The sequence below is a fragment of the Tatumella ptyseos ATCC 33301 genome, assembly GCF_000735525.1.
Classification (GTDB): Bacteria; Pseudomonadota; Gammaproteobacteria; order Enterobacterales; family Enterobacteriaceae; genus Tatumella; species Tatumella ptyseos.
Map to the genome: position 1 here is coordinate 25,095 of NZ_JMPR01000033.1, position 25,492 is coordinate 50,586.

Genomic DNA, 25,492 nt, shown 5'->3' on the forward strand with positions numbered 1-25,492 from the left:
TTTTCGTTATTCCGAAACGGTGGTGGCAGATTTACTCATACAGCTGTAAACGACCCAGCCCAGACCGATCACTGCCCAGACAGAGCCCAGCACAAAGGCATCGTGGTCAAGATTGACCCACATAAAGGCGACACTGGCCAGGCCCGCGGCCGGAGAAATCAGATTACGCAGGATGTTACGCATGGAGTTCAGCCCTTGTTCTTTAACAGCGAACCTGGCAATTACACAGATATTGACGGCGCTAAAGGCGACCAGTGCACCGAAACTGATTAAGGAGACGGCGGTATCCAGGTTGAAGAAAATAGCGCTCAGAGAGAGAAGGCCGGTAAAAAGCACACAGTAGAGCGGCGTGTTTGTCACGGGGTCAAGATAACCAAACAGCGGTGCGGTGAAACGGTTATCCTTACTCATAATGTGCAACAGTCTGGCGGCACTGGCATGAGAGGCGAGCGCAGAGGCAAAGGTATTGAATAAAATAGCGACCAGAAACAGGGTCTGGAATATCCGGCCACCGACATACAGCACAATTTCCGGCATGGCTTCGGTCGGGTTTTTGAAGGCAGAATTATCAGGATAATAGAGCTGGATAAACCAGGCGGCGATAAAGAAAATAATCCCGCCACTTAATGCCGTATAAAAAATGGCTTTAGGGATAAGCGTGTGCGGACGTTGTGTCTCTCCGGATAGCGTCGTGACCGCATCAAACCCCAGATACGAGAAGCACAGGATCGCCGCGCCGCTGATTAAAGGCATTACGGAGTGCTGGCCATTAAACAGCGGAGCCGTGGTCATGACCCGGTGGATCCCGGCCGTGGTCGTCAGATCATGTACGACCATGTAGATAAAGGCCATCATCAGTAATACCGGTAAGCCGACGAACAAGACATTGGCATTGGCCAGCAGTTTGATTCTGCAGCAGTTGAGGTAAGTGACCAGCGCCGTAAATATCAGTATCGAAATCCAGCCAGGCACCTCAGGAAAAAGGGATCGCAAATAGATCCCGGCCAGCAGGGAATTAATCATCGGCAGTAACAAGTAATCCAGCAGTGAGGACCACCCGACCATAAAACCGCTGTGTCGCCCGAAAATATGTCGGGTGTAACTGTAGGCCGACCCCGCAGACGGGTAAATCTTTACCAGCCGCCCATAACTCTGCGCGGTGAATAATACCGCGACCAGCGCAATCAGATACGCCAGTGGCACACGACCCACAGTGACACCAGAGACGATGCCGAAAGTATCAAATACAGTCATCGGGGTCATATACGCGATACCGATGATCACGACCTGTAATAACGAAAGTTGTTTTCGCGAGTGGTTATTTTTATCCATCGTCAGTCCTTAAAAATATTATCAGGTGCCGGTTTCTTCCGTGATAACAGCAGCACCGGTAGGTAGTCACGTAATTAACCGCAGCCGGCGGCCTCTGTGCTGTTACTGGCCGTTAATATGGTTCTGATAATGCTGGCCATCGGTTACTTTCCGGTACGGACGTGCAGTCAATAAATAAAGCAGCCCGCATCCCGTCACCACCGCCAGACCGGCTAAGACAATCCAGCGATCAAGGAAATTATTCCCGGAGGCAGGTACACAGAGCAGGTAAATGCCGAACAGACCATAACCCAGCGCCAGCAGGTTGTTCAGAAAGCCCCAACGCCCGAGTGACCACGGGCCGGCCGGTTTCCAGCCCTGTACCCTTTTACGGAGAGCCGCCAGGACGACCATCTGAAAAGAGATATAAATACCGGCCACCGCGAAGGCAGTAATTCTGGCCAGGTTATCCGGCTGGTAATACACCCAGAGGCAAATCAGCAACGGTAAGGCACAACTGACGATCATGGCATTATCCGGGACCTCATTTTTTGAGATACGGGCCATCCATTGGCTGCCGGGCAGCATATTGTCGCGTGAGAAAGAGAAAATGAGCCGGCTTAACGCGGCCTGTAATGAAAGAATGCAGGACAGCATGGCAATAATCGCTATCACCACAAAGATCTTTTCACCCTCTGTCCCGAGTGCATTATTCAGAATTTCCGGGATCGGGTCCTGAATTTTACCGGAGACAATATCTTTCAGATTCGGATAAGAGAGCAGATAACCCAGTACTGAGATAATGGCAGAGATAGCGCCAAAGAAAATACTGAGTATCATCGCCACGGGAATTTTTCTGCCGGCATCTTTCACTTCTTCTGCCACATTGCCGCAGGCTTCAAACCCGAAAAACATAAATAATCCCAGCAACGAGGCCGTCATAAAGGCATGGGAATAACCGGCAGATCCGCTGGCTGCACCCATGCTATCAAACAGGATCCCTACAGGCTGAGTACGGTGGAAAATTAACAGGTAAATACCCAGTGCAATAACACTGATAATTTCGCACCAGAATCCGATACGGGCTACACGGGCAAGGTTCCTGGTGCCCGAAAGATTGACCACCATCATCAGTAACAACAGTAATACCGAGGTCAGCAATAAGTGGCTGGCTGTCTGGGTATAACTGAACAGGGAAGCGACGAAGGTTGCACTGTATTCTGCAATGGAGGTGATGGTGACCACCAGTGCCCACAGATAGATCCAGGCGGCAATCCATGCATATTTCTTACCCCATAACAACCGCGCCCAGGGATAAAGTCCGCCGGTGATCGGATACTGCGAGGCGACCTCACCAAACACCATAGCTACCAGCATCTGGCCTGCGGCCGCAATCAGGATCCACCAGATGGCGGGCGGGCCGGCCAGGGTCATTGACAGAGCAAACAGTGAATAAACGGCGGTTAGTGGCGAAAGATAGGTGAAACCAAGAGAGAAGTTAGACATCAGGCCGATTGAACGGTTGAATTTACGCACATCCGGAGCAGATGGCGGTGTGACCATGTCGGGGGGAGAACTACGCATTAACACCTCGATAAAATATTCACAGATCCAAAGATGTCTGAATGTATAAAACATAAGATTTTATATGTATATATATGTAAAGAGGCTGTTTTCGTAATTTATTGATATAAAAGAATAAATCACTTCATACTACTTTCTTATGAAAAAAGACGGCATATTTTATGTGCCACACAGGGGGGACAATGTATTGAGAGTTATGCGGGCAGGGATCAGGTGGCTGGCGGGAGAATATATGCCTCAGAGCACAGGTGACCTGGATTTCTGACACCGGCGGCGGCGTGGATAAAACGAAGGATCAGACCGGCGGAAGAAGGTAACACCGGGACTGCCACAGCAGACCCGGTGTTATCGCGATTTTCCCGGAATCGCAAGGGAATTACGGATTCAGCTGCGGCTAAGGACCAGTTTCAGACCGGCAATTGCAAAACAGACGGCTAACAGAGCCTCCAGGCCGCGACGGATCCGGCGGTAAAAAGCCGCCATCACGGTGGTAGAAAATAAAAGAGCATATCCACAGAAAACCAGCATGCATATTACGGCACAGCCGCCGATCACCATAGGTAAGGTGGAGGCTGCCGCACCTGGCTTCAGTGCTACAGACATAATGGCCACCCAGGTCAGGATAGCTTTCGGGTTGCCAATATGCATTAATATTCCCTGGCGGAACAAACTGGTGTAGGCGGCTTTTTTTGTCTCCTGCAAACAGGTTTCCGTGACCGGATGGCGTAATGCCGATTTACCGGCTTTGAAGGCCAGCCACAGCAGATATAAACCGCCGCAGACTTTTAACACGATCAGCAGTTGAGCAAATGTAGCCAGCACTGTCAGCCTGCCGCAGGCGGCGAGCAGGGCCCACAGCATGGAACCGCTAATCACTCCGGAGGCCAGCGCGAGAGCAGCGCCGCGTCCGCGTTTCATGGCTGCACCCATAATAGCCATATTGCTGGGGCCGGGACTTGCCGTAGCAACAAAATAAGTGGTGTAAATCAGGAGTAATTCGTGCGAAATCGACATAGTATTTTCCTGCAGCAAGGGGAATATTTATTCTATAGCGGGTTTTAGTCAGGGACAATAAAGATATTTTCAATATACCTGGTATGCTATAAATTTTCTGATTTTATTTATTAAACAAGCCAACCTCTGGCTATGCCAGAGGTTGTCCGCAGAGGTCCATAGGTCGACATTCTTAACTGAAGCAGGGTATTAGTATATAACTATAACTGATTGTTTATCAGGCTCTGTGAGTAGCATGGCCTGGATTTTACTACAGATAAAATCCGGGTGTTATTTATGTCGATTATTAACTTACTCTTGACGCTGATGAAAATAGTTTCCAAACCTGCAGTTCGTACCTTTACTGTAACGTCTTAAAAGTACGCGGTTTTATCATAATGACGAGAATTAAAAAGGTAACTGAACTGATGAAAAATAACAAATTAACGGCCAGTCGTAAACTAATGTGGTCTATAATAATCCCTGATAAAACAGGAACCCAATTGGCAATGTAAGCTATCACATAGAATAGTGATAATGTTTTTGCATGACTCTCTTTAGGGGAGGTTATATTTACAAGTGTTGCACTTCCGACGAATATAGCACCATATGCATATCCGGCAATAGCTATTCCAATGCATGCAATAACTACGGATTTTAGTTCAATTGATAGATAAAATATAAATAATGAAACAATCTGAGAAACACAACCTAAAATCAAAGAGTGTTCTGCTCCAACACGTCGACTCAGAATCTGACTAATACCTGCAATAATAAGGTAAATAGCAATTACATATCCAAACACGCCTCTGCTATGTACGTCTAATAATAAATCAGACACAGCAGGACCAATAGAGAAAATGCTTGCAGCAACAGCCCAGCATGTAAATAAAGATGCTGCACACAAAAAGAAACCAATTCTATCAGAGCGTAACTCTTCTTTCAGGGTATTATCTTTTGAATGAAGGCTGATGTGTTTTTCAGGTATCTTATCTTGTGCTACATTATCATTCGAAGGCCACGCCAATAGAGTTCCCATCAGGGAAATAAAAGTAAATATCATAATAATATAAAAAGGAAATGATGTCGGATGAAAGTTCGCTTGCAAAGCTATACCACTCAGAATAGGTCCTAATGCTAACCCGGTCGTAAATGATAAAGTAGCTATCAGAGCTGCAGATTTCCCTTGATTTCCCGGCCCAAATTTGACTAGCGATAGATTAGCCGCTCCGGTTAATGCACCAGTTCCAACACCGGCTAAAAATCGGGCAGAAAGCAACATCATGAATGAATTTGCTATAGTAAATAACATGGCGCCAATTAAAACAATGAGTAAGGCGGGGGTAATCATGTAACGTAAATCTCTGACCTTATTTGTCATATTACCAATGCACAGGAGTGAGATAAGAACACCTGCTGCATATGCACCATATATAATAGTCAGACTGAGAGATGTTAATCTCAGTTGATGTTGATAAAAGGGGTAAAGAGGTGTCGGAGCTGTACTATTCAGTAATGCTGACATCAGTGCCATTGCAAGAAATAGTAAAATAAAAAATCCACCTGTATGAGTGCGCTGACTTTTTATAGATAAACTTTCTGACATTGAATTCTCCAAAAATTCTGATGTTTTCATTCCTTAAAAGAAAATAATATTATCTGGCACCAGATATACCAGGTGCCGTCAATAATAACGTAATGATTGAGTAGCAGGAATATACAAAAATGCATCATGCTGATTCAATTATGCATTCCGGACGGTTTAACTAATGGCTGCATCCATATCTTCATGATATAGTTGTTATCTTCCTGGCTGTCATTGTATTTACAAAGGAATAAGTGATGCTATCAGGAGTGTAAAATATATGTTGATTGATTTTTAATTCAAATTCTTGGTTAACATTTTCAATATTTTTATTGCACCATTTATTTTATTGGAAGGGTTTTATCTTACCACTATTTCTATCTGCTACTAACAAGTCGTGAGAATGTGAATTTTGGGGTCAGAGCTCATAGTTTATACATCCAAAGATAAATATTTATTTAAATTTCATCTGCCGTTATAGAGTGGGGGTGACCTTTTTAATAAAACTATCTTTTTAAAGTCTATGATCAAATACACTTTTTATCTAACCATAAAAATCATCTCTAATGGAGCTACAAAAAACTTATTGATAAAGATGTATTTTTTAGTAAGAATCTTGAAGGCATGTTGCCGGTGTGTTATTTTTATAAATATATTTTCGGTTTATGGAGTTAAAGATAAATCCCATATGTCTTACAATATACAGAAATCGGACAAAAAATGTCTCTTAATGAATTGGGATGATACACGTTTTTTTCTTGCATTAGCTCGAAGTGGTACTCTGCGTAAAGCTGCGATGGAGTTGCATGTGGATCAAGCAACGGTAGGCAGACGAATACAAGCTCTTGAAGAATCAATTAATTCCAAACTTTTCATTCGTACACCAAAACATTTCTCTCTTAGTACATTAGGTGAAGAGTTACTGCCTAATGCCATTGATATTGAAAATGCAATCCATGCCATCAACCGCAAAGTATCTAAAGGTGATGACAGTCTGTCCGGGAATGTCAGTATTGCAACAACCGATACGATGGCTGAGGCATTTGTTATACCAGCATTGAAAGTATTGCGAACACAACATCCCGATATTACCATTAAGCTGTTAACAGCTGTAGATATAGAGGATATTTCTTACCGTAGTGCAGATATGGCAATCCGGGGTGCCCGTCCTGAAGAAGAGACATTGGTAATTAAACGATTGGCAACAATCGAGATGGGGCTTTATGCAGCACAAGAATATGTCGATAGAAAAGGTATTCCGGTTCAAGATTCTCAACTTGAAGGCCATGATCTTTTGATGTTCCCGCGTGATTTAGTGCCGCGTCATTGGGATAGCTTCTGCGGTGAAAAGATTAACAACCCCAATGTTGTACTACAATCTAACTCGCAAATGCTTATACGTTCTGCTGCCCGAAATGGTTTAGGAATAGGTTTGCTCTCATCATTTATAGCTGAGAAAGATCCTGAACTTATTCGTATACTCCCCGGGAATAAAGACTGGATCGATATATGGCTGGTTTTACATCCTGACCTAAAAAAATCAGCAAAAATAAGAGCTGTTATTAACTCTATTGAGCAGTCCTTTGCTGCGTATGGAGCATCGTTAGATCATCCTCTCTAAAAAAATGACCTGGATATGAATCAGTTTTGGTCATTTATCAGTTCAGGTCTGAGACAATTCGGCTAAATATTACCCTCTTATAAATGATGTAACATGCTTAATGTATTCAGATTAAGCAGTCCGATGGAGATCCCACCGTTTTGCATTTGCAGGGTGTTCACGCTGTACAGTATGAGTTAAAACCAGCCATCTCCTTTTGTGAGACACCCATGAAAAAAGCGCAGTAATTTTTATCCTGGTTACCAAAGAAAATTTCATTTTCAACTGCCATGATAATAACAGTATTTGACACAATCCTTTTGTTTTCGTGAAGTCACAAAATCCGAACAGTTTGATCATCTATACACCGACCTGGTGGCGGGATAAATATGATTTAATTCTCAATAACGCTTCAATTTGTGCTTTGGTATCACTAATGGCTCTTCTGGCAGGCGTTTCAGGGATTCACAATCAGGAGATAAAGCGACGGTTACTCCGGATAGGAACTAAGCCGGGGCGGGCTACTTTATCGTTAATACGGTATCTGAGATATCAGAGATGTGAACTGTGAGGATTAACTAAAAGGTATTAACGTTGTGCACCAGAGACTTTAAGGGGCTATCAGCAGGCTGAGAGTACGGATTTTCGCGTCGGTAGGGGAATAGGTGGGACTCAATAATCGAATCCAAATGACCCCAATTGATTGAGTCTATGTCATATAATGGTTCGTGATAAGGCATAAACGCAAAAAACCCGCTTAAGTTTCCTTAAGCGGGTTTCTTAAATATGGCTCCTCTGACTGGACTCGAACCAGTGACATACGGATTAACAGTCCGCCGTTCTACCGACTGAACTACAGAGGAATTGTCGTGAAGACGGGGCGCATAGTAACGGGCCGGGGCGACGTTGTCAAAGTTGTTTTCGCGTAAAATAAACTGTTTGCTGATAAAAAAGACATAATGGTGCAGAAGTGGTCAATGGTGTCCGTTGTGAGTTCCCGGCGAAAGGCTATCTCAGGAGAATACGTCCGACAGGCCACCCGTAGATTGTGGCAGGCTCCTGCCCCGGACAGTGTGAAACGCTGGCCCCTGCCTGGCAGTAATGTGCCTTACCCGTACTGGCAGGTTTGCGAACCGGAAATTGAATCGGGGATATTCATGAACTTTCAGCGGCACGGTATTGCCATCCGGTAAAAATGCAGGCCGGACCAATACAGAAAATGCGCTGATCGTACCGGGCCTGCCGCGAAGACAGGCCCGGTCAGTGTCGTGCGGGTGTGCTTTGCCTTACCACATCAGGTCATCCGGCACTTTGAAATCGGCATAAGGATCATCTTCGTCCTGCGCTTCCTGGCTCAGCGCACTGTTCAGGACTATACTGTCGGCATCCCGCTGTGCAATTTTATCCGCAACGCTTGCCGGAATGATCGCGTAATCGGCGATATCACTCTTCTCTTTCAGCAACCGGGCAATGGCCAGACGGCCATTCATCAACTGATCCCGGGTGGCTTTATCCACGGTCAGTTGTTTGATCAGGTTATTATCGGTGAAATTGAAACTGATATTACCTTTGATACCGCTGATGCGGTTCATCTCAATCAGTTGTTTTACCTGAGCTTTATATTCCCGGGAAAGTGCCGCTTGTTTTTGTTGCTCGTTCAGTTCTTTTGCGCGTTCTGTCTGCGCCTTTTTATTTTCCTCGACCGCTTCGCGGGCTTCACGTGCCTGAACACGGGATTTTTTTGCGGTTCTCTGAACTTTAGCCATCTTTTTATCGGTGACTAATCCGGCTTTGAGCATCTGCTCCTGTAAGGTAAGTTTTGCCATGTCTGTATCTGAATTTGTGGGGTAATGTCCGGATTATACCTGCAATCGCCGGATTTGTGCAGGCGTAGCATGACGGCGATGTAGTATCAGAAGCGATCTTCAGCGACTCCTCAATCGAAATTACCCATGCTCAGAGATGAAAGTACCGGCACCTCACGGTGGCTCCGCGAGGGCAAAGACAGGGCAGGCTATCGGGCCTCAGTTTTCTGCGGTACAACCTGACCGGGAGGCTCAGTATACGGGGGCAGATCGTTTTCTCCCTGTCCCGGTAATAGCTTTTTGTAATACCGTGGCTCTCAGCCCTCCCGGCAGGTCGTTACATTTTATGACCCGGCCGCGCAGAAATGTCATCGCGGGGCAGGGCGCTCCGGGAGAGATGGGGCCGTCCGGGTAAGCGCCGGATATCGCGTGATCAACCAGGCATAACGCACTGTGCAGAAACATTCTGCACTGTCTTTGTGCAGGCAGCCTGAGTTTTGTCCCCGGTAAAAATGACTACTGCGAACAGAAAATGGCCGAAACGGCTTCTTTTCATAGTGTTTTTGTTATGACATTCGGATCAGCGAAACAGTTTAGTCATTTCTGGCCTGTTAATTGCAACTACCGGTATATCCAGCCACAGGCTTAGCCTGCTTCGAGTATCCGGATTTAGTGACGGGAGAGAAAATGAACTTAAGACGACTGAAATACTTTGTGAAAATTGTCGATATCGGCAGCCTCACTCAGGCCGCAGAGGTATTGCACATCGCTCAACCGGCACTGAGCCAGCAGGTAGCTACCCTGGAAGGGGAGATGGATCAGCAATTATTGATCCGCACCAAACGCGGGGTGACCCCGACCGATGCCGGTAAAGTGCTCTACACTCATGCCCGTAATATTTTGCGGCAGTGTGAACAGGCACAGATGGCGGTACATAATTCCGGTAATATCCTCTCAGGACAGGTCTCCATCGGGCTCGCTCCGGGAACCGCCGCGTCTTCTCTGGTGATGCCATTGCTGCGTGAAATCCGTGAGACCTGGCCGGATATCCTGGTATACCTGCACGAAAACAGTGGTCAGGCGTTGAATGAGAAAGTCATCAATGGTCAGCTCGATATGGCTTTATTGTACGATCGCACGCCGGAAAAGGGCCTGAGTTCTCAGCCACTGATGCAGGAAGAATTGTATCTGGTCGGCACCGGCGTTTCTCCGGGGGCACAGATTGATCTCTCTGAAGTGGCGGGAATGAATCTGTATCTGCCGCGTGATTACAGTGCGGTAAGACAACGGGTGGATGAAGCTTTCTCTCTGCGCCGTCTCAGTGCACATATCATTGGTGAAATTGAATCACTGTCGACATTGTCCGCAGCAATTTCCAGTGGTATGGGAGTTTCGGTATTGCCTGAATCGGCGGCAAGATCGCTCACTGCTCCGATTAATGGCTGGATGGCGAAAATCATTTCTCCGTCACTGCATCTGCCATTATCTCTGAACACCTCTTCAGCATTACCTCTGTCAGCCTCTGCCCGGGCTGTCCAGCATCGTCTGCTCGCCCTGGCTCAGCGTCCGGCGGTCACCGAACGTGAACTGATGCTGGTGAGTTAATCACCACTTTTCCCGCCGGAAGCCGCTAAACCGGCTTCCGGCTCTATTTTCCGCCCCTGAGGGACAAAAAATTATTGCCCCCGGGGGCCTCTATCATTAGGATTGGCGCCGGTAAGAAAACGTTTGCGCAGCGTATTGCGCTGACCGGGGTTTCTCCTCTCGCAGGAACTTATTCCGAATACTGAACCCGTGCTGCGCCATGGCACGGGTTTTGCTTATGTCATTTTGGGGTGGAATGAAGGTTTGTCTGTCCGGCCTGTTACCGGGCGATGACAACCATTTCTTAAAGACTGTTATAAAATAAAAATCGTGATAAGCGAGATCTATAAAGGACCGACTCATGCTTGAAAAACTCTTTAAGTTGAAAGCACATAAGACTACTGTTCGTACAGAAGTCATTGCAGGACTAACGACCTTCCTGGCGATGGCCTATATCCTGTTTGTTAACCCGAGTATCCTCGGGGCAACCGGTATGGATAAAGGCGCAGTCTTCGTTGCTACCTGTCTGGCAGCGGCCATTGGCTCGGTGCTGATGGGAATGATTGCGAACATGCCTATCGCTCTGGCACCGGGAATGGGCTTAAATGCCTTCTTTACCTATACCGTTGTGCTGCACATGGGTTATCACTGGCAGGTCGCTCTCGGGGCGGTCTTTATTTCTGCGTTAATCTTCTTCGCATTATCTCTGTTCAAAATCCGTGAATGGATCATCAACAGTATTCCGTTACCGCTGCGCTCTGCAATAGCCGCCGGTATTGGTCTGTTCCTGGCGCTGATTGCGCTTGAAGGGGCGGGGATTGTGGTAGGTAACCAGGCAACGCTGGTCGGCTTAGGGGATCTCACTAAAGCCGGTCCGTTACTGGCTATCCTGGGCTTTTTCCTGATTGTGGTTCTTGAAGCCCGCCGTGTTACCGGTGCCGTACTGATCGGTATTCTGGTGATCACTGCCATTTCGATGCTGTCGGGTATGACACCTTTTGCAGGGATCTTCTCTGCGCCGCCATCTATTGCACCGACTTTCCTGAAACTGGACATCGCCGGGGCCTTTAATGTCGGACTGGTCAGCGTGATTTTTGCCTTCCTGTTTGTCGATGTCTTTGATAACTCAGGTACACTGATCGGTGTCAGCCGCCGTGCGGGTCTGACGGATGAGAAAGGAAATATCCCTGCGATGGGTAAAGCGCTGATTGCGGACAGTTCAGCAGCGCTGTTCGGTTCTCTGCTGGGGACGTCTACCACCACCAGCTTTGTTGAATCTACCGCAGGCGTCAGTGCCGGCGGACGCACCGGTCTGACCTCTGTGGTGGTCGCTATCCTGTTCCTGCTGTCACTCTTTTTCTCGCCGCTGGCAGGCAGTGTTCCTGAGTATGCGACTGCCCCGGCATTACTGTTTGTGGCGGTACTGATGACCTCCGGGCTGGCTGAAATTGACTGGAAAGATATCACCACAGCAGCACCGGTGACGGTGACCGCGCTGGCGATGCCATTAACGTACTCTATCGCGAATGGTATCGCCTTCGGGTTTATTACCTGGACGGTGGTGAAGTTACTGACCGGTAAAGTCCGTGAAGTTAACCCGGCATTGATTATTCTGTCTGTCTTGTTTGTGATCAAGCTGGGCTGGCTCAGCGCCTGATACCTGCATCGCTGAGATTAAAAAGGAGCTTCGGCTCCTTTTTTGTTTTATCTGCGACGTACGACTCCTGGCGTTACTCACCTGACCGGGTCCGTACTGCAAAGCTGCTGTGCCGCGGGACTCTCACTGACCAGCAAACGGGGACTCCCTGACAGGCAGTGGCAGAGTATCGGTAATCCCGGGTAGTCTTTTCACCCCGCCGGGTATAAAATTACATCACCGCGCTTCCACTTCCGGCGGCATCCTTTACGGCATGAATAGTGGTCGATACGCTCTCCGTTACCGGGAACCACTGATTATTCCTCCCTTTTCTGTTCAGATGATTTGGTATCGCCGTGCGAAATCCTGGCTTAGTGTTAACTGATGCAATAAAAAGAACGTCCTGGTATCCCAGGCGCAGACGTTATACGACCTTAATGAAAAGGGAGATAACGCCACTGGCATTGCCAATTCTGATAGAAAATCTCTGTGTCATGCTGATGGGGGTGCTCAGTACATTCCTGGTCAGTTGGCTTGGAAAAGCGGCGATGGCCGGGGTGGGCCTGGCGGATAGCTTTAATATGGTCGTTGTCTCGTTTTTCGCGGCGGTTGATCTGGGGACTACGGTGGTGGTTGCCTTCAGTCTGGCAAAACGAGACAGTGAACGAGCCAAAGCCGCCGCCCGGCAGTCACTGGGATTGATGACAATCCTTTCATTACTGCTGGTGGTCATTATCGAATTTCGCGGGCATGTCATTATCGATTTGATCGCAGGCAGTGCGGAGCCACAGGTAAAAACCTTTGCACTTAATTACCTGCAAATTTCTGCCTGCAGTTACCCGGCCGCCGCCATTGCCCTGATCGGCAGTGGTGCATTGCGCGGGTCAGGGAATACCAAAATTCCGATGCTGATTAATGCCGGGATGAACATACTGAACATTATTATTACCAGCGTGCTTATTTATGGCTGTTTTTCATGGCATGGAATCGGTTTCTCTGGCGCTGGCTGGGGGCTGACGATTTCCCGGTATATCGGTGCCCTGGTGGTGATTACGGTACTGATGGGACGCCTGAACGGGGCGCTTACGTTGCCTCTGAAGAGTTATTTTCAGCGATGGAACCTGGCGATACTCAGTGAAGTGCTGAGTATCGGAATTCCTGCCAGTATAGAGTCGGTATTGTTTAATGGTGGTAAACTACTGACTCAGGTATATGTGGCCGGAATGGGAACCAGTGAAATTGCCGGTAATTTCATCGCCTTCTCAATAGCCTCATTAATCAACTTGCCCGGCAACGCGCTCGGCTCAGCATCGACTATTATTACCGGGAAAAGGCTCGGCAGAAATCAGGTCTATCAGGCGACAATACAGGTACGTCATATTTTCTGGCTTTCTACCTTAGGGCTTTGCAGCCTTGCCCTGCTTTCTGTGCCATTGGCCGGGGTTCTGGCCCGCTTTTATACGCGGGACCCGGAGGTCATTCGGGTGACTGAGCATCTGATTTGGCTGAATGCAGCCTTTATGCCCATATGGGCCACTTCCTGGGTGTTACCGGCCAGTTTTAAAGGGGCGCGGGATGCACGCTTTGCCATGTTCGTCTCGATGTTTAGTATGTGGGGGGCCAGGGTGGTGCTGGGATATCTGCTGGGGATCTCTCTGGGTATGGGGGTAGTCGGTGTCTGGCTGGGAATGTTTATGGATTGGGCGGTGAGAGGGGCCTGTTTCTGGTGGCGCCTTGTCAGCGGTCATTGGCTGAATAACTACCGCCGTCTTCAGGAAAAATCAGCCCGCCGGGCCGTGATGATCCGCAAGGTACCGGACGAAAAGTAAGTTAGCGAAGTGCTAAACACAGGTTGGCTCAATCATTAACTGTAGTGATAGCTTATCCGGGGAAAGTAGTAATGATTGGTTAATTTCACTTTGGGTCATAGAGTGGGTCAGACTAAATGAATACTAAAAAAGAATCCTTAAAAGAAGAATCAGTGATAACTGATCCCGCATCCTCTGCATCGGCGGAGGCGTTTCAGATCTTTAAAGACGTGTTTTTTGATAGCGTACCGCTGCCTGCCTGGATTATCTCCGGTTGCGGACAGGAAGTTGTCGCCAATCAGCAGTGGCATAAAACCATGTCTCTGCCCCCGGTGATGTCTGAACCACACTGGATGCACTGGTTACATCCGCAGGATAAAGCCCGGATCAGCGCCGCCTGGGAAAGATCCATACAGCACTCTGACGTCTTCCGCCAGCCAGTCCGGCTGGGTGTGGCTGCAGGAAGTTATTACTGGTTTATTGCCTGCGGACACTTTATCCCTGCGCGTAACCTCTGGCTGATCACATTTATCGATATTAATGAATTGCAGGAGGCCCGCGAGGATATTACTCAGCATCTGCGGACTTATAAAAGCATGCTGGATGCCAGCATCGATTGCATCAAACTGATAAACCTGCAGGGTGAGTTAATCAATATGAATCTGTCCGGGTGTAAGGCGCTCGGGGTTTCTCCGGAGTCCGGATTCGGTATGGACTGGTTAAATCTTCTGCCACCCGAAATACGGACACGTGGCCGTAAGGCCCTGAAACTGGCCAATACCGGCAGGAATGTCCGTTTCTCGGGTAAAAGTCAGGTGGGTGAAAATAAGCCTTTTTACTGGGATAATATTCTGACACCGCTGCAGGACCCGCAGGGTGGGGTGACCAGTATTCTCTGTGTGTCACGGGATATCACTCGCTTACATCAGGCGGAGCAACGGTTTAAATTTATCAGTGAGCATGATGAACTGACCGGACTTCCCAACCGGCGAATGTTCAACACTACGCTGAAAAAATACCTGCGGCAGGCCGGTCATCATAACCGTCCTTTCGCACTGGTACTGATTGATCTGGATTATTTTAAACTGGTCAACGATACCCTGGGGCACCCGGCAGGCGATTACCTGCTGAAGAGCGTGGCTAACCGGCTGAAGAAATCACTCTGTCGCGATGCCTTTGTTGCCCGCATCGGCGGTGATGAATTTGCAGCGGTGTTGCCTGGCATCGGGGACAGTCAGTCGCTACTGGAGGCAGGAGATAAACTGATTGCCGATACGACGGAACCCCTGACATATCAGGGGCAGACTATCTATACCAGCCTCAGTATGGGCGGGGCTATCTTCCCGCAACAGGCTGCAGACAGCACTGCGATGATTAAAGCCGCCGATATCGCTCTGAATGAGCTGAAAAAGAACGGCCGCGGCGGGGTGCTCTGTTATGACCCGGCCATGTCAGATGTCGTGGATACCACCCGGGGGCAAATGGAACTGGCAAAGCAGCTGATTTATGATGAAGCCATTTTGCCGTTTTATCAGCCAAAGGTTCGTTTAGAGGACGGGAAGATCATCGGGCTGGAAGCTCTGATGCGCTTCTTCAATAGTCAGGGTGAGCTTTGCTTCCCGGGGGATATCTGGTCGGCGTTTGAAAACTACGCGCTGGTCGAACGTATTGGCTATATTATCCGTGACAAAGTGTTTGCCGATATCCGGTGCTGGATAGACAGTTCGCTGGACGTGGTTCCGGTTTCCGTGAATGCCTCCCCGGTTGAGTTTATGCGTGATAACTATGCCGAGAAGGTACTGCAGCAGCTGGAACATTACCGGATCCCGCCCGCGCTGCTGGAGATTGAGATCACCGAACATATGTTTGACGGCCGCGGAGCCGGGTATGTCTTTCGCGCACTGAATCTGCTTAAAGCACAGGGTGTGCGGATCTCGTTAGACGACTTCGGGACCGGTTATTCTGCGCTGGCAAACATCCGTGACTACCCGGTCGATGTGATCAAAGTTGACCGGAGTTTTGTTGCCAGTCTGAGTAAAGGTAAAGAGGGTCTGGCGGTGATTAAGGCACTCTGGTTGCTGGCCACGGAGCTTGAGCTGGATGTGGTGGCGGAGGGTATCGAAGAACCGGGGCAACGGGATGCCTTGATCCGGGAAGGTTACTTACTGGGGCAGGGGTTCCTGTTCAGTATGGCAGTCCCGGCCGATGTTATCGCAGGTTTTCTGAACAACCGGCATACTTTTACCTTACTTCAGTATCCGGTGAGCGCCTGACACCGTCGTAGCCGCCGTTGCGGGTGAGGGAAAAGACGGTGATTTACAGGAGATTGCATTCCGGCTTTTCCTGACCGGCAGGGGGAGTTAATGACATATCCCCGATCATTACCGCCGGCCTGACGTTGTGTCAGGCCGGGCAGTACAGAAAGACATTACATCTTCAGTACGGTTCTTCCTTTTTTAACCGCTTCACGCTGAGCGACTAATTCTGCCCAGCGGTTCAGGTGTTTATAAGATGCGGTATCCAGGAACCGGGCCGATCCTTCATATATTCCTCCCTGAGCCAGTACACCATACCAGGGCCAGATGGCAATATCGGCAATGGTATATTCCTCACCGGCGATATAGGTATGCTTCGCCAGCTGTTTATCCAGCACATCCAGCTGACGCTTAGCTTCCATCGCAAAACGGTTGATCGGGTATTCCATTTTTTCCGGCGCATAGGCAAAGAAATGTCCGAAACCCCCGCCCAGGATCGGGGCGCTGCCCATTTGCCAGAATAACCAGGACAGGCAGGATGCACGCCCGGCAGGGTCGGACGGAATAAAACGGTTAAATTTTTCGGCCAGATAAAGCAGCATGGCACCGGATTCGAAAATATTGATCGGCTCCGGGCCACTCTGATCGACCAGTGCCGGGATCTTCGAATTAGGGTTAACCTCAACAAAGCCTGACCCGAACTGTTCACCCTTCATGATATTCACCAGGTGAGCATCGTATCGGGCACCTTCAATCCCGAGTTGCAGTAACTCTTCCAGCATCACACTGACTTTGACACCATTCGGCGTCCCCAGTGAATAAAGCTGGAAAGGGTGCGAACCTGCAGGCAACGCTTGCTCAAATCGGGCACCTGATTCCGGGCGATTTATTGCCCCGAATTTACCACCAGGTTGTTTATCGTTCTTCCAGACTTCGGGGGGGACATAAGAGGATGTGCTCATAATATTTTCTGCTCCTTAGGCTGAATGAAGGGCCTGGTTAACTTGTCACTCTTCTCAAGAATAACATTCCCTGTTTGCGGCAGTTATCTGCATGTGCGGTAGCTCTGCCGGCCGTCTGTCACGCTGATTTTGCCAATCACCGGGACGTTGTTATCCCGTGGCAGTGGATACGTAAGTTTGCGGCTAATAATCTCTTTGGTGATAGTTAAAACCTTGTAATGTTTTCGTTGGAAAATATTCCTGGTCGCACTACTATCAATGAAGTCAGTCATATTATGACAATTATGGTCAGGGTTATGGCCACCGATTCACTTAAACCGTTTTGGCGGTTTTTACATTACCGGGTCATCATGTCTTTCAGCACACCTAATGAAATTGCAGTACAGGCCGTACAGGCCGGCGTGAAAAAGAGCCATCATTCGTTGCAGAATCTCTTGATTCTGGGTTTTCTTGGCGGGGCTTTTATTGCTATCGGGTTTCTGCTGGATCTGCATGTGACCGCCAGGTTACCTGCTGACTGGGGATCCTTCGGAGGGCTGCTCGGGGCGATGGTGTTCCCGCTAGGGTTAATTCTGACGATTATCGGCGGAGCTGAACTACTGACCGGTAATATGATGGTGATGACCCTCGCGGCATTATCGAAAAAAATCAGCTGGGTTGCGCTGGTGCGTAACTGGTTCTGGGTGACGGTAGCCAATTTTATCGGCAGCATAGCGGTCGCCTGGTTTTTTGGTCATCTGCTGGGCATGACCGAAGGGGTATTTCTGAAGAGTACCTTGGCGATAGCCGCGGCGAAAACGCATGCGACTTTTCTGCAGGCGTTTATTTCCGGTATCGGCTGTAACTGGCTGGTGTGCCTGGCGGTCTGGCTGGGAATGGCCGCTAAAGACGCTGCCGGAAAAATACTGGGGATCTGGTTCCCGGTCATGGCCTTTGTGGCGATTGGTTTCCAGCACGTCGTCGCGAACATGTTTATTATCCCGGCGGCTATTTTTGCAGGGCAGGGAACCTGGACCGACTATTTTACTAATTTCGTGGCGGTATTTGCGGGTAATGCGGCAGGCGGGGCGATATTCGTTGCCCTGATTTACTACCGGGCTTATCGCCCTGACCTGCAGGGAACGACAGGGGGACTCTGAACCTTTATCCGGCAGTTTCCGATACCGAAAAGCGGCAGCCATAGGCTGCCGTTTTTTATGGGCAGCCTGAAAATCGGGCAGATATTTGCGAACGCCGCGGCCGGAAAACTATTTATCCGCCCCCCTGAAACAGCGCGTGGCAAGGCTGATTGTTGTATCCTTCAACCGACAACCTTAGTCGCGGGCGGTGATGAACGATAAGTGCAATAGTGTGTTCGTCGATAAGACACAACTTAACTTATAACAATCACTAAGAAGGTTATTATGAAAACAAAATTACGGATGGTTCAGGCTTCACTACTGGCAGCATTAAGTCTTGGTGGCTTTGCGTGTTCGGCGGCAGATACCGGCGGGTTCTCAAATACCACCGGCGGAGATAGTTATCCGGCGGTTACCGTCACCACCCTTAGTCAGCTGGAAAGTGCGGTAAACAGTGGTCAGCATCATATTATTGTCAGTGGCACCCTTTACGGAGGTTCGGGATTAACGACTCTGACATTCTCGTCTGCCAACAATAACAATACGACCATTGAGGGGGCTGCGGGCGGCAAGGCAGCACTGGAAAATATTCAGTTGAAATTTGACGGTGAGCTGCTGGCCAGCGGCACAAATATTCAGAATATTAAGGTCTCTAACCTGACGTTCTTTGGTAAGATTTCAGATCTACAGGCGATGCCTCAGCAGGTATACGGTTCATCTGACAGCACTAAAAAGGTTGGGATCAATTACGAAGGCATCTCTTTACGTCGTGTCACTAATGCCCTGATCACGCACTGTGCCATTTATGACACCAGTGATGATTTAATGAGTGTGGCACTGAGTTCAGATAATGTGACTCTGTCGTATAATCACCTTTACTTCAGTGACAGTTGGGTCAATATGAGTCCGGATCCGGTCTGGAACTGGGTGGGGTATAATACGGATCTTGCCGGTGAACGTTTGGCCATGGTCGTGGGGGCGAATACCTCTGACTCCTGGCAGGGGACGGGGAAATTGCACGTCACATTACACCATAACTGGATTGGTCCGAACGTGCGCGGACGTCCGTTATTCCGTGGCTGGATCCATGCGTACAGTAACTATTTTGATAATAGCGAAACCTACTCAGGCACGGATTATAATACCGCGACAGACGGCAATAAATATCCGAAACAACAGTATGAAGCACTGCAGCTGGTGAATGGCAGCGTGGTATATTCCGAATCCAATTACTTCCTGAAAACGAATAATACCAACACGCTGACTAACGATGGCAGCAGCTATACCGATAAGTTCTACGAGAAGAATAATACCTACAGCGGAACCACCGGAACATCGGCCACCGGCACCACGTTCAGCTCTCCGGTCAGTTATTCTTACTCTGTCACCGCCAGTGCCAGTGTACCGGCCTATGTGATGGCAAACGCCGGTCCTAAATGATCCGGCAACCGCCTGAACTGAACAACTCTCAGACCCGGTCAACTGGCCGGGTCTTCTTTTTAGGGTGCAATCCCCTGACGGCGGTGACCTGAAGCGTCGGGCGGGTCTGCAGACATCACAGTATTACCGATAGCCGGAACAGGCCGCTCAGCAGCACTTGATCCGGCTGACCGCAGCAACAGGTGTTGTGTCGTCGGGGAAACAGACGTTATCTGACTCCCTGCCGTGGGTTCCGGGGGCGGAGGCGGTTGCGTGAGTTCGTAATGCTATTTTTTGCGGTCCTTCGCCAGCGTCACTTCATATAGGAATCGAGTACCTTCAGAACAATGTCCAGATCTTCTTCCCGTTTGCTCTCCTCGCTTTCATGGACGATATGCTCAGTGATATGCCCCTTGATCACTTCCCGCAATAACCCGTTCACGGCACCGCGTATTGCGGCAATCTGCTGCAATATAGCCGTACATTCATGGGGTTCATCCAGCATTTTCTTCAGGGCAACCACCTGACCTTCGATCTTGTTTGTCCGGGCTTTCAGCTTTTTTTTATCACGAATAGTATGCGACACGACAGGGCTCCACGTTCCAGAAGACACTGCAGATCTTACCACCCGGTTCTACTGGGGGGTAGTATATTGTACTGGGGGGGAGTAGAATCAACGTAACGTTAATCCTTAGGAATGATCTCTGTGACTGAATTTACGACGCTTCTTCAACAAGGCAATGCCTGGTTTTTTATTCCCGGCGCTATTCTGCTGGGCATACTACATGGGCTGGAACCGGGGCACTCAAAAACAATGATGGCGGCGTTTATCATTGCTATTAAGGGGACTGTGCGGCAGGCGGTGATGCTGGGCCTGGCTGCAACCTTGTCACATACGGTCATCGTCTGGTTAATCGCTTTCGGGGGGATGTTTATCAGCAGAAAATTTACGGCTGAGTCGGCTGAACCCTGGCTGCAACTGGTTTCTGCGGTCATCATCCTCGCAACGGCTGGCTGGATAGTCTGGCAGACCTGGCGGGGGGAAAAGCTGTGGCTGAAAGCGATGCATGGCAACGAACCGCATCATCATCACCATCATCACGATGAAACCCGGCGGATCGATACCGGCCACGGGGTCGTTGAACTGTCAATTTCAGAGGAAGGAGCACGCCCTCACTGGCGTCTGAGGACGCTCAGTGGCCAGAAATGGCATGCCGGTGAAGTTTCATTAACCACGATGCGCGAAAACCATGCTTTCTCTCAGATCTTCGAATTTACTGATGGCGGGGATTATCTGGAGTCTGTGGCTGCGGTCCCGGAACCTCACACTTTTGACGTTCGTCTTTCCCTGATGCATCGCTCCCATGTTCATGATTATGAAGTGAAGTTCAGTGAAGACGGCCATAGTCATGACCATGACCTTTCCGGTATTGAGGGTTCCGGCGCAGGTCTGGCTGAATACCAGGATGCACATGCCCTGGCACACGCGAAGGATATTAAGCATCGCTTTACCGGGAAAGAGGTGACGACCGGACAGATCCTGCTGTTCGGGCTGACAGGCGGGCTCATCCCTTGTCCTGCAGCGATCACCGTCCTGTTAATTTGTCTTCAGCTAAAGGCCATGATGTTAGGGGCCACGCTGGTGTTATGTTTCAGTCTCGGACTGGCATTAACACTGGTGACGGTCGGTGTAGGTGCGGCGCTCAGTGTCCGGCAGGTGGCTAAACGCTGGGGCGGATTCGATGCCCTTGCCAAACGAGCGCCTTACTTTTCCGGGGGCCTGATGGCTGTGGTGGGGCTCTATATGGGGGTTCATGGCTGGATCGGGCTGGTTCACTGACAGGTCATTCAGATATTCCGGCTTCTTTCCCGGGCTTTTTCCGGGGGCTAACAGGAGGATCGGTACGGCGGGTGGCTCGTGCATCCGCCACAGTTGCGTCACCCTGCCTGAGACGAAGGCTCACCGGTGAGCGGCAGCAATATCGTGAGTCCGGTGGGCCGGAGGGGGGAGGTGATACAGGGAGGGGCCGCAACTACCCGTTTGTCAGCAGATAAAAACACCCCCGGGCAGGCCGGGGGTGACTGACGAAGCGATTGACGATTAGTGAGAAACGTCTTCGCCGAAATATTTTTCAGAAATCTTCTGGTAAGTCCCGTCTTTTTTCATATCGGCCAGAGCATTGTTGATGGCACCCTGCAGTGACGATTCGCCTTTTCTCATCAGAACACCGGATGCGCTGGCATTGTCTTCTGAAGCAACGATCTTAACCGGTGCATCAGGGCGGTGTTTTTTGAAGTCCAGGAACGACAGCTTATCATTCAGGGTGGCATCTGCACGGCCCTGAACCACCAGGTCGATGGACTGGTTAAAACCATCGGTGCTGACCAGGTTAGCCCCTGCATTACGGGCCAGTTGCGCATAGTTGCTGGTCAGTGACTGGGCAGCATTCTTACCTTTCAGGTCGGCAAAACTGTGGATGCTGTCGTTACTGTTTTTCACAATCACCACGGCTTTTGAGGCGATGTAAGGCTGTGAGAAATCATATTTTTTCTCACGGGCCGGGGTGATCCCCACTTCATTGATGACCACGTCATAACGTTTGGCATCCAGACCGGCGATCAGGCCGTCCCATTTACTTTCGACGAATACCGGTTTGACATGCAGTTTTTGTGCAATGGCCCGACCGATTTCCACGTCAAACCCGGTCAGGTCACCGGAGATAGTATGGAAGGTGAAAGGGGCGTAGGTCCCTTCTGTACCGATAGTCAGCTCACCGGCAGAGCGGACTTTTGCCAGAGAATCATCTGCCAGTGCTGAGTGAGCAACACCCAGAGATAACAGGGCTGAGAGTAACAGTGTTGTTTTTTTCATTACTTGCTCCTAAGTAGTATCAGACCTGGCCAACGGCAGAAAGGCCGCCGGTCAGTGTGGCAATATATTGGGCCGTCCTGGCCTTCTGCGGGTGCCTGAACAGCTGTGCGGAATCGCCGGTTTCAATGATTTCACCGGCTTCGAGGAAAATGGTGTGACTTGCGACCGAAGCCGCCAGACGCAGATCATGGGTTGCCATCAGCATGGTGGTTCCTTCTTCTGCCAGCTGTTTCAGCACGGCCACCACTTCTGCAGACAGTTCCGGGTCCAGTGCGGATGTCGGTTCATCACAAAGCAACACTTTCGGGGAGGGGGCCAGCGCTCTGGCAATGGCCACCCGTTGCTGCTGCCCGCCGGAAAGTGTCGCCGGCATCACATCACGTTTATGCAGCAGACCGACTTTTTCCAGCAGAGTTTCGGCACGGGCGACTGCATCGCCTTTACTCCATTTGTGCACCACCAGCAGACCTTCTGTAATGTTTTCCAGTACCGTTTTATGCGGAAACAGGGAGAAGTTCTGAAAGACCATCCCGGTCTGTCGGCTGATGCGCTGGATATCCCGGGTGCGCAGAGGCTTTCCGTTAAAGGCCAGCGTTTCCTGATCGAGCGTGATACTGCCGGACTGCGGTGTTTCCAGAAGGTTCAGGCAACGCAACAGGGTGCTTTTCCCGCTACCGGAAGGGCCTATCAGGGCAGTCACTGAGCCTTTCGGCAGTTGCAGCGAGATATCCTTCAGAACATGATTATCCTGAAAATATTTGTTAATCCCGTTTAATGAAATCATCTGCTTACGACTCCGCTTTCTCTTCGCGGGAGAAATGAATCTCCAGTTTGTTCTGCAGCGCAGAAAGGATTGTGCTGAAGAACAGATAAATCAGTGCAGCCTCGGTATAAAGGATCAGCGGCTGATAAGTCACGGCGGCAATACGTTGTGCGGCCAGGAACATCTCCGGCACCGTGATCACCGACGCCAGTGAGGTATCTTTCACTAATGAGATAAAGGTGTTTGATAATGGCGGAACCGCAATTCTCGCCGCCTGCGGCAGAATGATGCGACTTAATGCCTGACGCCAGCTCATTCCGATGGAGTGCGCGGCTTCCCATTGGCTGACCGGTACCGATTTAATGGTTGCGCGAATAATTTCAGAAGAGTAGGCACCGATATTTAAGGTGAAGCCAATCACCGCCGCAGGGAATGCAGAAATAGTGATCCCTGCACTCGGCAGTGCGTAGAAAATCAGGAATAACTGGACCAGCAGGGGGGTACCCCGCAACAGCCAGACATAGAAACGGGCAAAGATCTTTAACGGTTTAGGCCCGTACAGACGGATCAGCGCGACAATAAAGCCCAGAGAAAGCCCCAGAACAAATGACAATAACGTCAAAGGGATTGTAAAAGTCAATCCGGCGTGCAACATCGGCCAGAATGATTCAGCGGCAAGAGATAACCATGCTGGCACAGTACACCTTCCAAAGAAAAAGAGAAAAAAACAGGCCAGCCCGCAAGGCTGACCGCTTTGGCTATTTTAGGCAGTAATCGGCGGCAGGGAAATAATAATTGTGCATATCTTTAGAGAGATATTTAACCGTAATGGCTTTTTGTCCCTCTCCGGGGACGTTGCTGCCGGAATTCTGAGCAGAATTCCCTGTGTATGGGGAGTACACTGATAAGCCAGGTCAATCTGAAAACACGCGCAAACGCAGTTCTCTGCATTAATGAGGTCAGATAAATGATTACTTTTAAACGGGTGTACGAACCGGCAGCCGGACAGGATGGCTGGCGGGTACTGGCTGATCGTCTCTGGCCCCGCGGGGTCAGCAAATCCTCGCTGACAATGGATGAATGGTGTCGTGACATTACGCCCTCCGCAGAACTCCGGCAGGCTTATCATCATCAGCTGATTGATTTTCAGACCTTTGGTGAGCGCTACCTGGCAGAACTGACGCATCCGGAGGCTGAGGATTGTTTGCGACGGCTGGCCCTGAAGGCCAGCACCGGGAATCTGACTCTGCTGAGTGCGGTGAAATCACCGCAGACCAGTCATATTCCCTGGCTGACCCGTGTGCTGGAGCAACACATTCGCCTGCTGAACGATGGTCTGACAGAGCAGTAGTCCCGTCATATACCCGGTGCAGATAACGCTGGTGGTTTAACCGGGCATTTTTTCTTTTTGCCGTTCGCTGCCTCTGTTTACCTTCCTCTCACCTCATCTCTGTGCCGGTTCACCGGCAGGTCTGTCTTTGTCACGTTTATTCACAGAAAAAGGAGCACATCGCTGACCGGCAGGGTACAATACTAAACTGATCCGTTCGGTTATTAATTGCAGGGAGCCCGATGAGAACATTAACAGAAGAACGCAGAGATGCCATTATCGACGCCGGACTGGCGCTGTTTCAGGAAATGGGGTACGAGCGTACTTCCATGAATGAAGTGGCAAAACGAGTCGGCGGATCGAAGGCTACGTTGTATAACTACTTCTCGTCCAAAGAAGAGTTGTTTGAGACGGTCGTCCGGCGTTACAGCACACTTTTTCTGACGGAAGCGGCCGCTGAACTGCAGGATACCGGGCCCGGGAAACTGGCGCTGGAAGATAAACTGACGCGCTTTGGCGAAAAGATGTTGTCGGTGCTGACCAGCGAAAACCAGGCGATGCAGATTTACCGTTGTGTGATTTCCGAAGCCGGGCATTCAGATATCGGCCGGCTTTTCTTCGAATCAGGACCGAAAGAGAGTATGGAAAAACTGAGTGAGCTCTTTGCCGAAGCGATGAATAACGGCGAGCTGGCACCGGCTAATCCGATGCTGCGGGCCTCTCAGTTTACTTCATTGATCAAGGCTGAAACCGAAGTCATGCTTTTCAGCCGTGAAGTGCCGCGCTGCACTGACGAGCAGATCCGGCAAATGGTAAAAAACGGCGTCAGTTTGTTTATGAAAGGTGCAGCTACACACTGATCCCTTT

Annotated in this window: 20 protein-coding genes and 1 tRNA gene; 10 read left to right on the forward strand and 11 right to left on the reverse strand. The window is 49.6% G+C overall.

All coding sequences use genetic code 11. The annotated features are described in order from the left end of the window. Positions 1-6: 6 nt before the first annotated feature. From GTPT_RS09215 to GTPT_RS09230, 4 genes are all read right to left on the reverse strand, one after another. Positions 7-1,332 (reverse strand): APC family permease, encoded by a 1,326-nt coding sequence (locus tag GTPT_RS09215; RefSeq protein ID WP_025901335.1) that lies wholly within the window; start codon positions 1,330-1,332, stop codon positions 7-9. A 102-nt stretch (positions 1,333-1,434) separates the two neighbouring features. Further along, positions 1,435-2,895, reverse strand: coding sequence for an APC family permease (locus GTPT_RS09220; protein ID WP_051170872.1), 1,461 nt, complete (start codon positions 2,893-2,895; stop codon positions 1,435-1,437). Positions 2,896-3,279: 384 nt separating this feature from the next. After that, positions 3,280-3,909, reverse strand: coding sequence for a LysE family translocator (locus GTPT_RS09225; protein ID WP_029991013.1), 630 nt, complete (start codon positions 3,907-3,909; stop codon positions 3,280-3,282). Between the two features lie 340 nt (positions 3,910-4,249). Further along, positions 4,250-5,494 (reverse strand): MFS transporter, encoded by a 1,245-nt coding sequence (locus GTPT_RS09230; RefSeq protein WP_029991011.1) that lies wholly within the window; start codon positions 5,492-5,494, stop codon positions 4,250-4,252. A 709-nt stretch (positions 5,495-6,203) separates the two neighbouring features. On the opposite strand from GTPT_RS09230, the gene GTPT_RS09235 reads away from it, so the two are divergent. Then, positions 6,204-7,094 carry a LysR family transcriptional regulator gene (locus GTPT_RS09235; protein WP_029991010.1) on the forward strand — a complete coding sequence of 297 codons (891 nt, stop codon included), beginning with the start codon at positions 6,204-6,206 and terminating at the stop codon, positions 7,092-7,094. A gap of 766 nt (positions 7,095-7,860) precedes the next feature. Here the strand turns inward: GTPT_RS09235 and GTPT_RS09240 are convergent. Together GTPT_RS09240 and GTPT_RS09245 are read right to left on the reverse strand one after the other, a co-directional pair. Beyond that, a tRNA-Asn gene (locus tag GTPT_RS09240) sits at positions 7,861-7,936 on the reverse strand. 423 nt (positions 7,937-8,359) lie between these two features. Beyond that, the gene (locus GTPT_RS09245; protein ID WP_029991008.1) at positions 8,360-8,899 is read right to left on the reverse strand and encodes a DUF2058 domain-containing protein; all 540 of its coding nucleotides are present in this window, start codon (positions 8,897-8,899) and stop codon (positions 8,360-8,362) included. 666 nt (positions 8,900-9,565) lie between these two features. Between GTPT_RS09245 and nac the strand changes: the two genes are divergently transcribed. From nac to GTPT_RS09265, 4 genes are all read left to right on the forward strand, one after another. Continuing rightward, complete coding sequence (gene nac / locus GTPT_RS09250) at positions 9,566-10,483, forward strand: nitrogen assimilation transcriptional regulator NAC (RefSeq protein ID WP_029991007.1); 918 nt, start codon at positions 9,566-9,568, stop codon at positions 10,481-10,483. A gap of 340 nt (positions 10,484-10,823) precedes the next feature. Next, positions 10,824-12,119: an NCS2 family permease gene (locus GTPT_RS09255; protein ID WP_029991005.1), complete on the forward strand. Its 1,296-nt coding sequence runs from the start codon at positions 10,824-10,826 to the stop codon at positions 12,117-12,119. Positions 12,120-12,472: 353 nt separating this feature from the next. Further along, positions 12,473-13,927, forward strand: coding sequence for an EmmdR/YeeO family multidrug/toxin efflux MATE transporter (locus tag GTPT_RS09260; protein WP_371190657.1), 1,455 nt, complete (start codon positions 12,473-12,475; stop codon positions 13,925-13,927). A 152-nt stretch (positions 13,928-14,079) separates the two neighbouring features. Continuing rightward, a complete protein-coding gene (locus GTPT_RS09265) occupies positions 14,080-16,179 on the forward strand; it encodes a putative bifunctional diguanylate cyclase/phosphodiesterase (protein WP_162139946.1) in 2,100 nt (699 codons plus the stop codon). A gap of 155 nt (positions 16,180-16,334) precedes the next feature. Here the strand turns inward: GTPT_RS09265 and yghU are convergent, their stop codons facing one another. Further along, positions 16,335-17,123 carry a glutathione-dependent disulfide-bond oxidoreductase gene (gene yghU / locus GTPT_RS09270; RefSeq protein ID WP_038011301.1) on the reverse strand — a complete coding sequence of 263 codons (789 nt, stop codon included), beginning with the start codon at positions 17,121-17,123 and terminating at the stop codon, positions 16,335-16,337. A 350-nt stretch (positions 17,124-17,473) separates the two neighbouring features. Here yghU and GTPT_RS09275 point away from each other — a divergent pair, with 350 nt between their 5' ends. Both GTPT_RS09275 and GTPT_RS09280 read left to right on the forward strand, forming a co-directional pair. Beyond that, complete coding sequence (locus tag GTPT_RS09275; protein WP_029990998.1) at positions 17,474-18,262, forward strand: formate/nitrite transporter family protein; 789 nt, start codon at positions 17,474-17,476, stop codon at positions 18,260-18,262. 264 nt (positions 18,263-18,526) lie between these two features. Continuing rightward, the gene (locus GTPT_RS09280; protein WP_025903526.1) at positions 18,527-19,681 is read left to right on the forward strand and encodes a pectate lyase family protein; all 1,155 of its coding nucleotides are present in this window, start codon (positions 18,527-18,529) and stop codon (positions 19,679-19,681) included. 292 nt (positions 19,682-19,973) lie between these two features. Here GTPT_RS09280 and rcnR read toward each other — a convergent pair whose 3' ends face one another. Further along, positions 19,974-20,246: a Ni(II)/Co(II)-binding transcriptional repressor RcnR gene (gene rcnR, locus GTPT_RS09285; protein WP_025903525.1), complete on the reverse strand. Its 273-nt coding sequence runs from the start codon at positions 20,244-20,246 to the stop codon at positions 19,974-19,976. A gap of 120 nt (positions 20,247-20,366) precedes the next feature. Between rcnR and GTPT_RS09290 the strand changes: the two genes are divergently transcribed. Further along, entirely contained in the window at positions 20,367-21,500 is a 1,134-nt protein-coding gene (locus GTPT_RS09290) for a nickel/cobalt efflux protein RcnA (protein WP_029990995.1), read from the forward strand. A 261-nt stretch (positions 21,501-21,761) separates the two neighbouring features. Here the strand turns inward: GTPT_RS09290 and GTPT_RS09295 are convergent, their stop codons facing one another. The 3 genes from GTPT_RS09295 to GTPT_RS09305 are packed head-to-tail and all read right to left on the reverse strand — an operon-like array spanning position 21,762 to position 23,992. After that, positions 21,762-22,532, reverse strand: coding sequence for an amino acid ABC transporter substrate-binding protein (locus GTPT_RS09295; protein WP_025903523.1), 771 nt, complete (start codon positions 22,530-22,532; stop codon positions 21,762-21,764). Positions 22,533-22,551: 19 nt separating this feature from the next. Further along, positions 22,552-23,316 carry an amino acid ABC transporter ATP-binding protein gene (locus tag GTPT_RS09300; RefSeq protein ID WP_025903522.1) on the reverse strand — a complete coding sequence of 255 codons (765 nt, stop codon included), beginning with the start codon at positions 23,314-23,316 and terminating at the stop codon, positions 22,552-22,554. A 4-nt stretch (positions 23,317-23,320) separates the two neighbouring features. Continuing rightward, on the reverse strand, positions 23,321-23,992 hold the full coding sequence (locus GTPT_RS09305) for an amino acid ABC transporter permease (RefSeq protein ID WP_025903521.1): 672 nt from the start codon (positions 23,990-23,992) through the stop codon (positions 23,321-23,323). A 270-nt stretch (positions 23,993-24,262) separates the two neighbouring features. Between GTPT_RS09305 and GTPT_RS09310 the strand changes: the two genes are divergently transcribed. Together GTPT_RS09310 and GTPT_RS09315 are read left to right on the forward strand one after the other, a co-directional pair. Then, positions 24,263-24,646, forward strand: a complete 384-nt coding sequence (locus tag GTPT_RS09310; RefSeq protein ID WP_029990991.1) for a DUF488 domain-containing protein — start codon at positions 24,263-24,265, stop codon at positions 24,644-24,646. Between the two features lie 221 nt (positions 24,647-24,867). Then, a complete protein-coding gene (locus GTPT_RS09315) occupies positions 24,868-25,485 on the forward strand; it encodes a TetR/AcrR family transcriptional regulator (RefSeq protein ID WP_025903519.1) in 618 nt (205 codons plus the stop codon). Positions 25,486-25,492 lie beyond the last annotated feature (7 nt).

Bases quoted from the DNA above. Each gene is read 5' to 3' on its own strand.
- GTPT_RS09245 (WP_029991008.1), bottom strand. From the start codon at position 8,899: ATGGCAAAACTTACCTTACAGGAGCAGATGCTCAAAGCCGGATTAGTC.
- GTPT_RS09255 (WP_029991005.1), top strand. From the start codon at position 10,824: ATGCTTGAAAAACTCTTTAAGTTGAAAGCACATAAGACTACTGTTCGT.
- GTPT_RS09225 (WP_029991013.1), bottom strand. From the start codon at position 3,909: ATGTCGATTTCGCACGAATTACTCCTGATTTACACCACTTATTTTGTT.
- nac (WP_029991007.1), top strand. From the start codon at position 9,566: ATGAACTTAAGACGACTGAAATACTTTGTGAAAATTGTCGATATCGGC.
- GTPT_RS09215 (WP_025901335.1), bottom strand. From the start codon at position 1,332: ATGGATAAAAATAACCACTCGCGAAAACAACTTTCGTTATTACAGGTC.
- GTPT_RS09220 (WP_051170872.1), bottom strand. From the start codon at position 2,895: ATGCGTAGTTCTCCCCCCGACATGGTCACACCGCCATCTGCTCCGGAT.
- GTPT_RS09230 (WP_029991011.1), bottom strand. From the start codon at position 5,494: ATGTCAGAAAGTTTATCTATAAAAAGTCAGCGCACTCATACAGGTGGA.
- yghU (WP_038011301.1), bottom strand. From the start codon at position 17,123: ATGAGCACATCCTCTTATGTCCCCCCCGAAGTCTGGAAGAACGATAAA.
- GTPT_RS09300 (WP_025903522.1), bottom strand. From the start codon at position 23,316: ATGATTTCATTAAACGGGATTAACAAATATTTTCAGGATAATCATGTT.
- GTPT_RS09315 (WP_025903519.1), top strand. From the start codon at position 24,868: ATGAGAACATTAACAGAAGAACGCAGAGATGCCATTATCGACGCCGGA.
- GTPT_RS09310 (WP_029990991.1), top strand. From the start codon at position 24,263: ATGATTACTTTTAAACGGGTGTACGAACCGGCAGCCGGACAGGATGGC.
- GTPT_RS09280 (WP_025903526.1), top strand. From the start codon at position 18,527: ATGAAAACAAAATTACGGATGGTTCAGGCTTCACTACTGGCAGCATTA.
- GTPT_RS09275 (WP_029990998.1), top strand. From the start codon at position 17,474: ATGTCTTTCAGCACACCTAATGAAATTGCAGTACAGGCCGTACAGGCC.
- GTPT_RS09295 (WP_025903523.1), bottom strand. From the start codon at position 22,532: ATGAAAAAAACAACACTGTTACTCTCAGCCCTGTTATCTCTGGGTGTT.
- GTPT_RS09235 (WP_029991010.1), top strand. From the start codon at position 6,204: ATGAATTGGGATGATACACGTTTTTTTCTTGCATTAGCTCGAAGTGGT.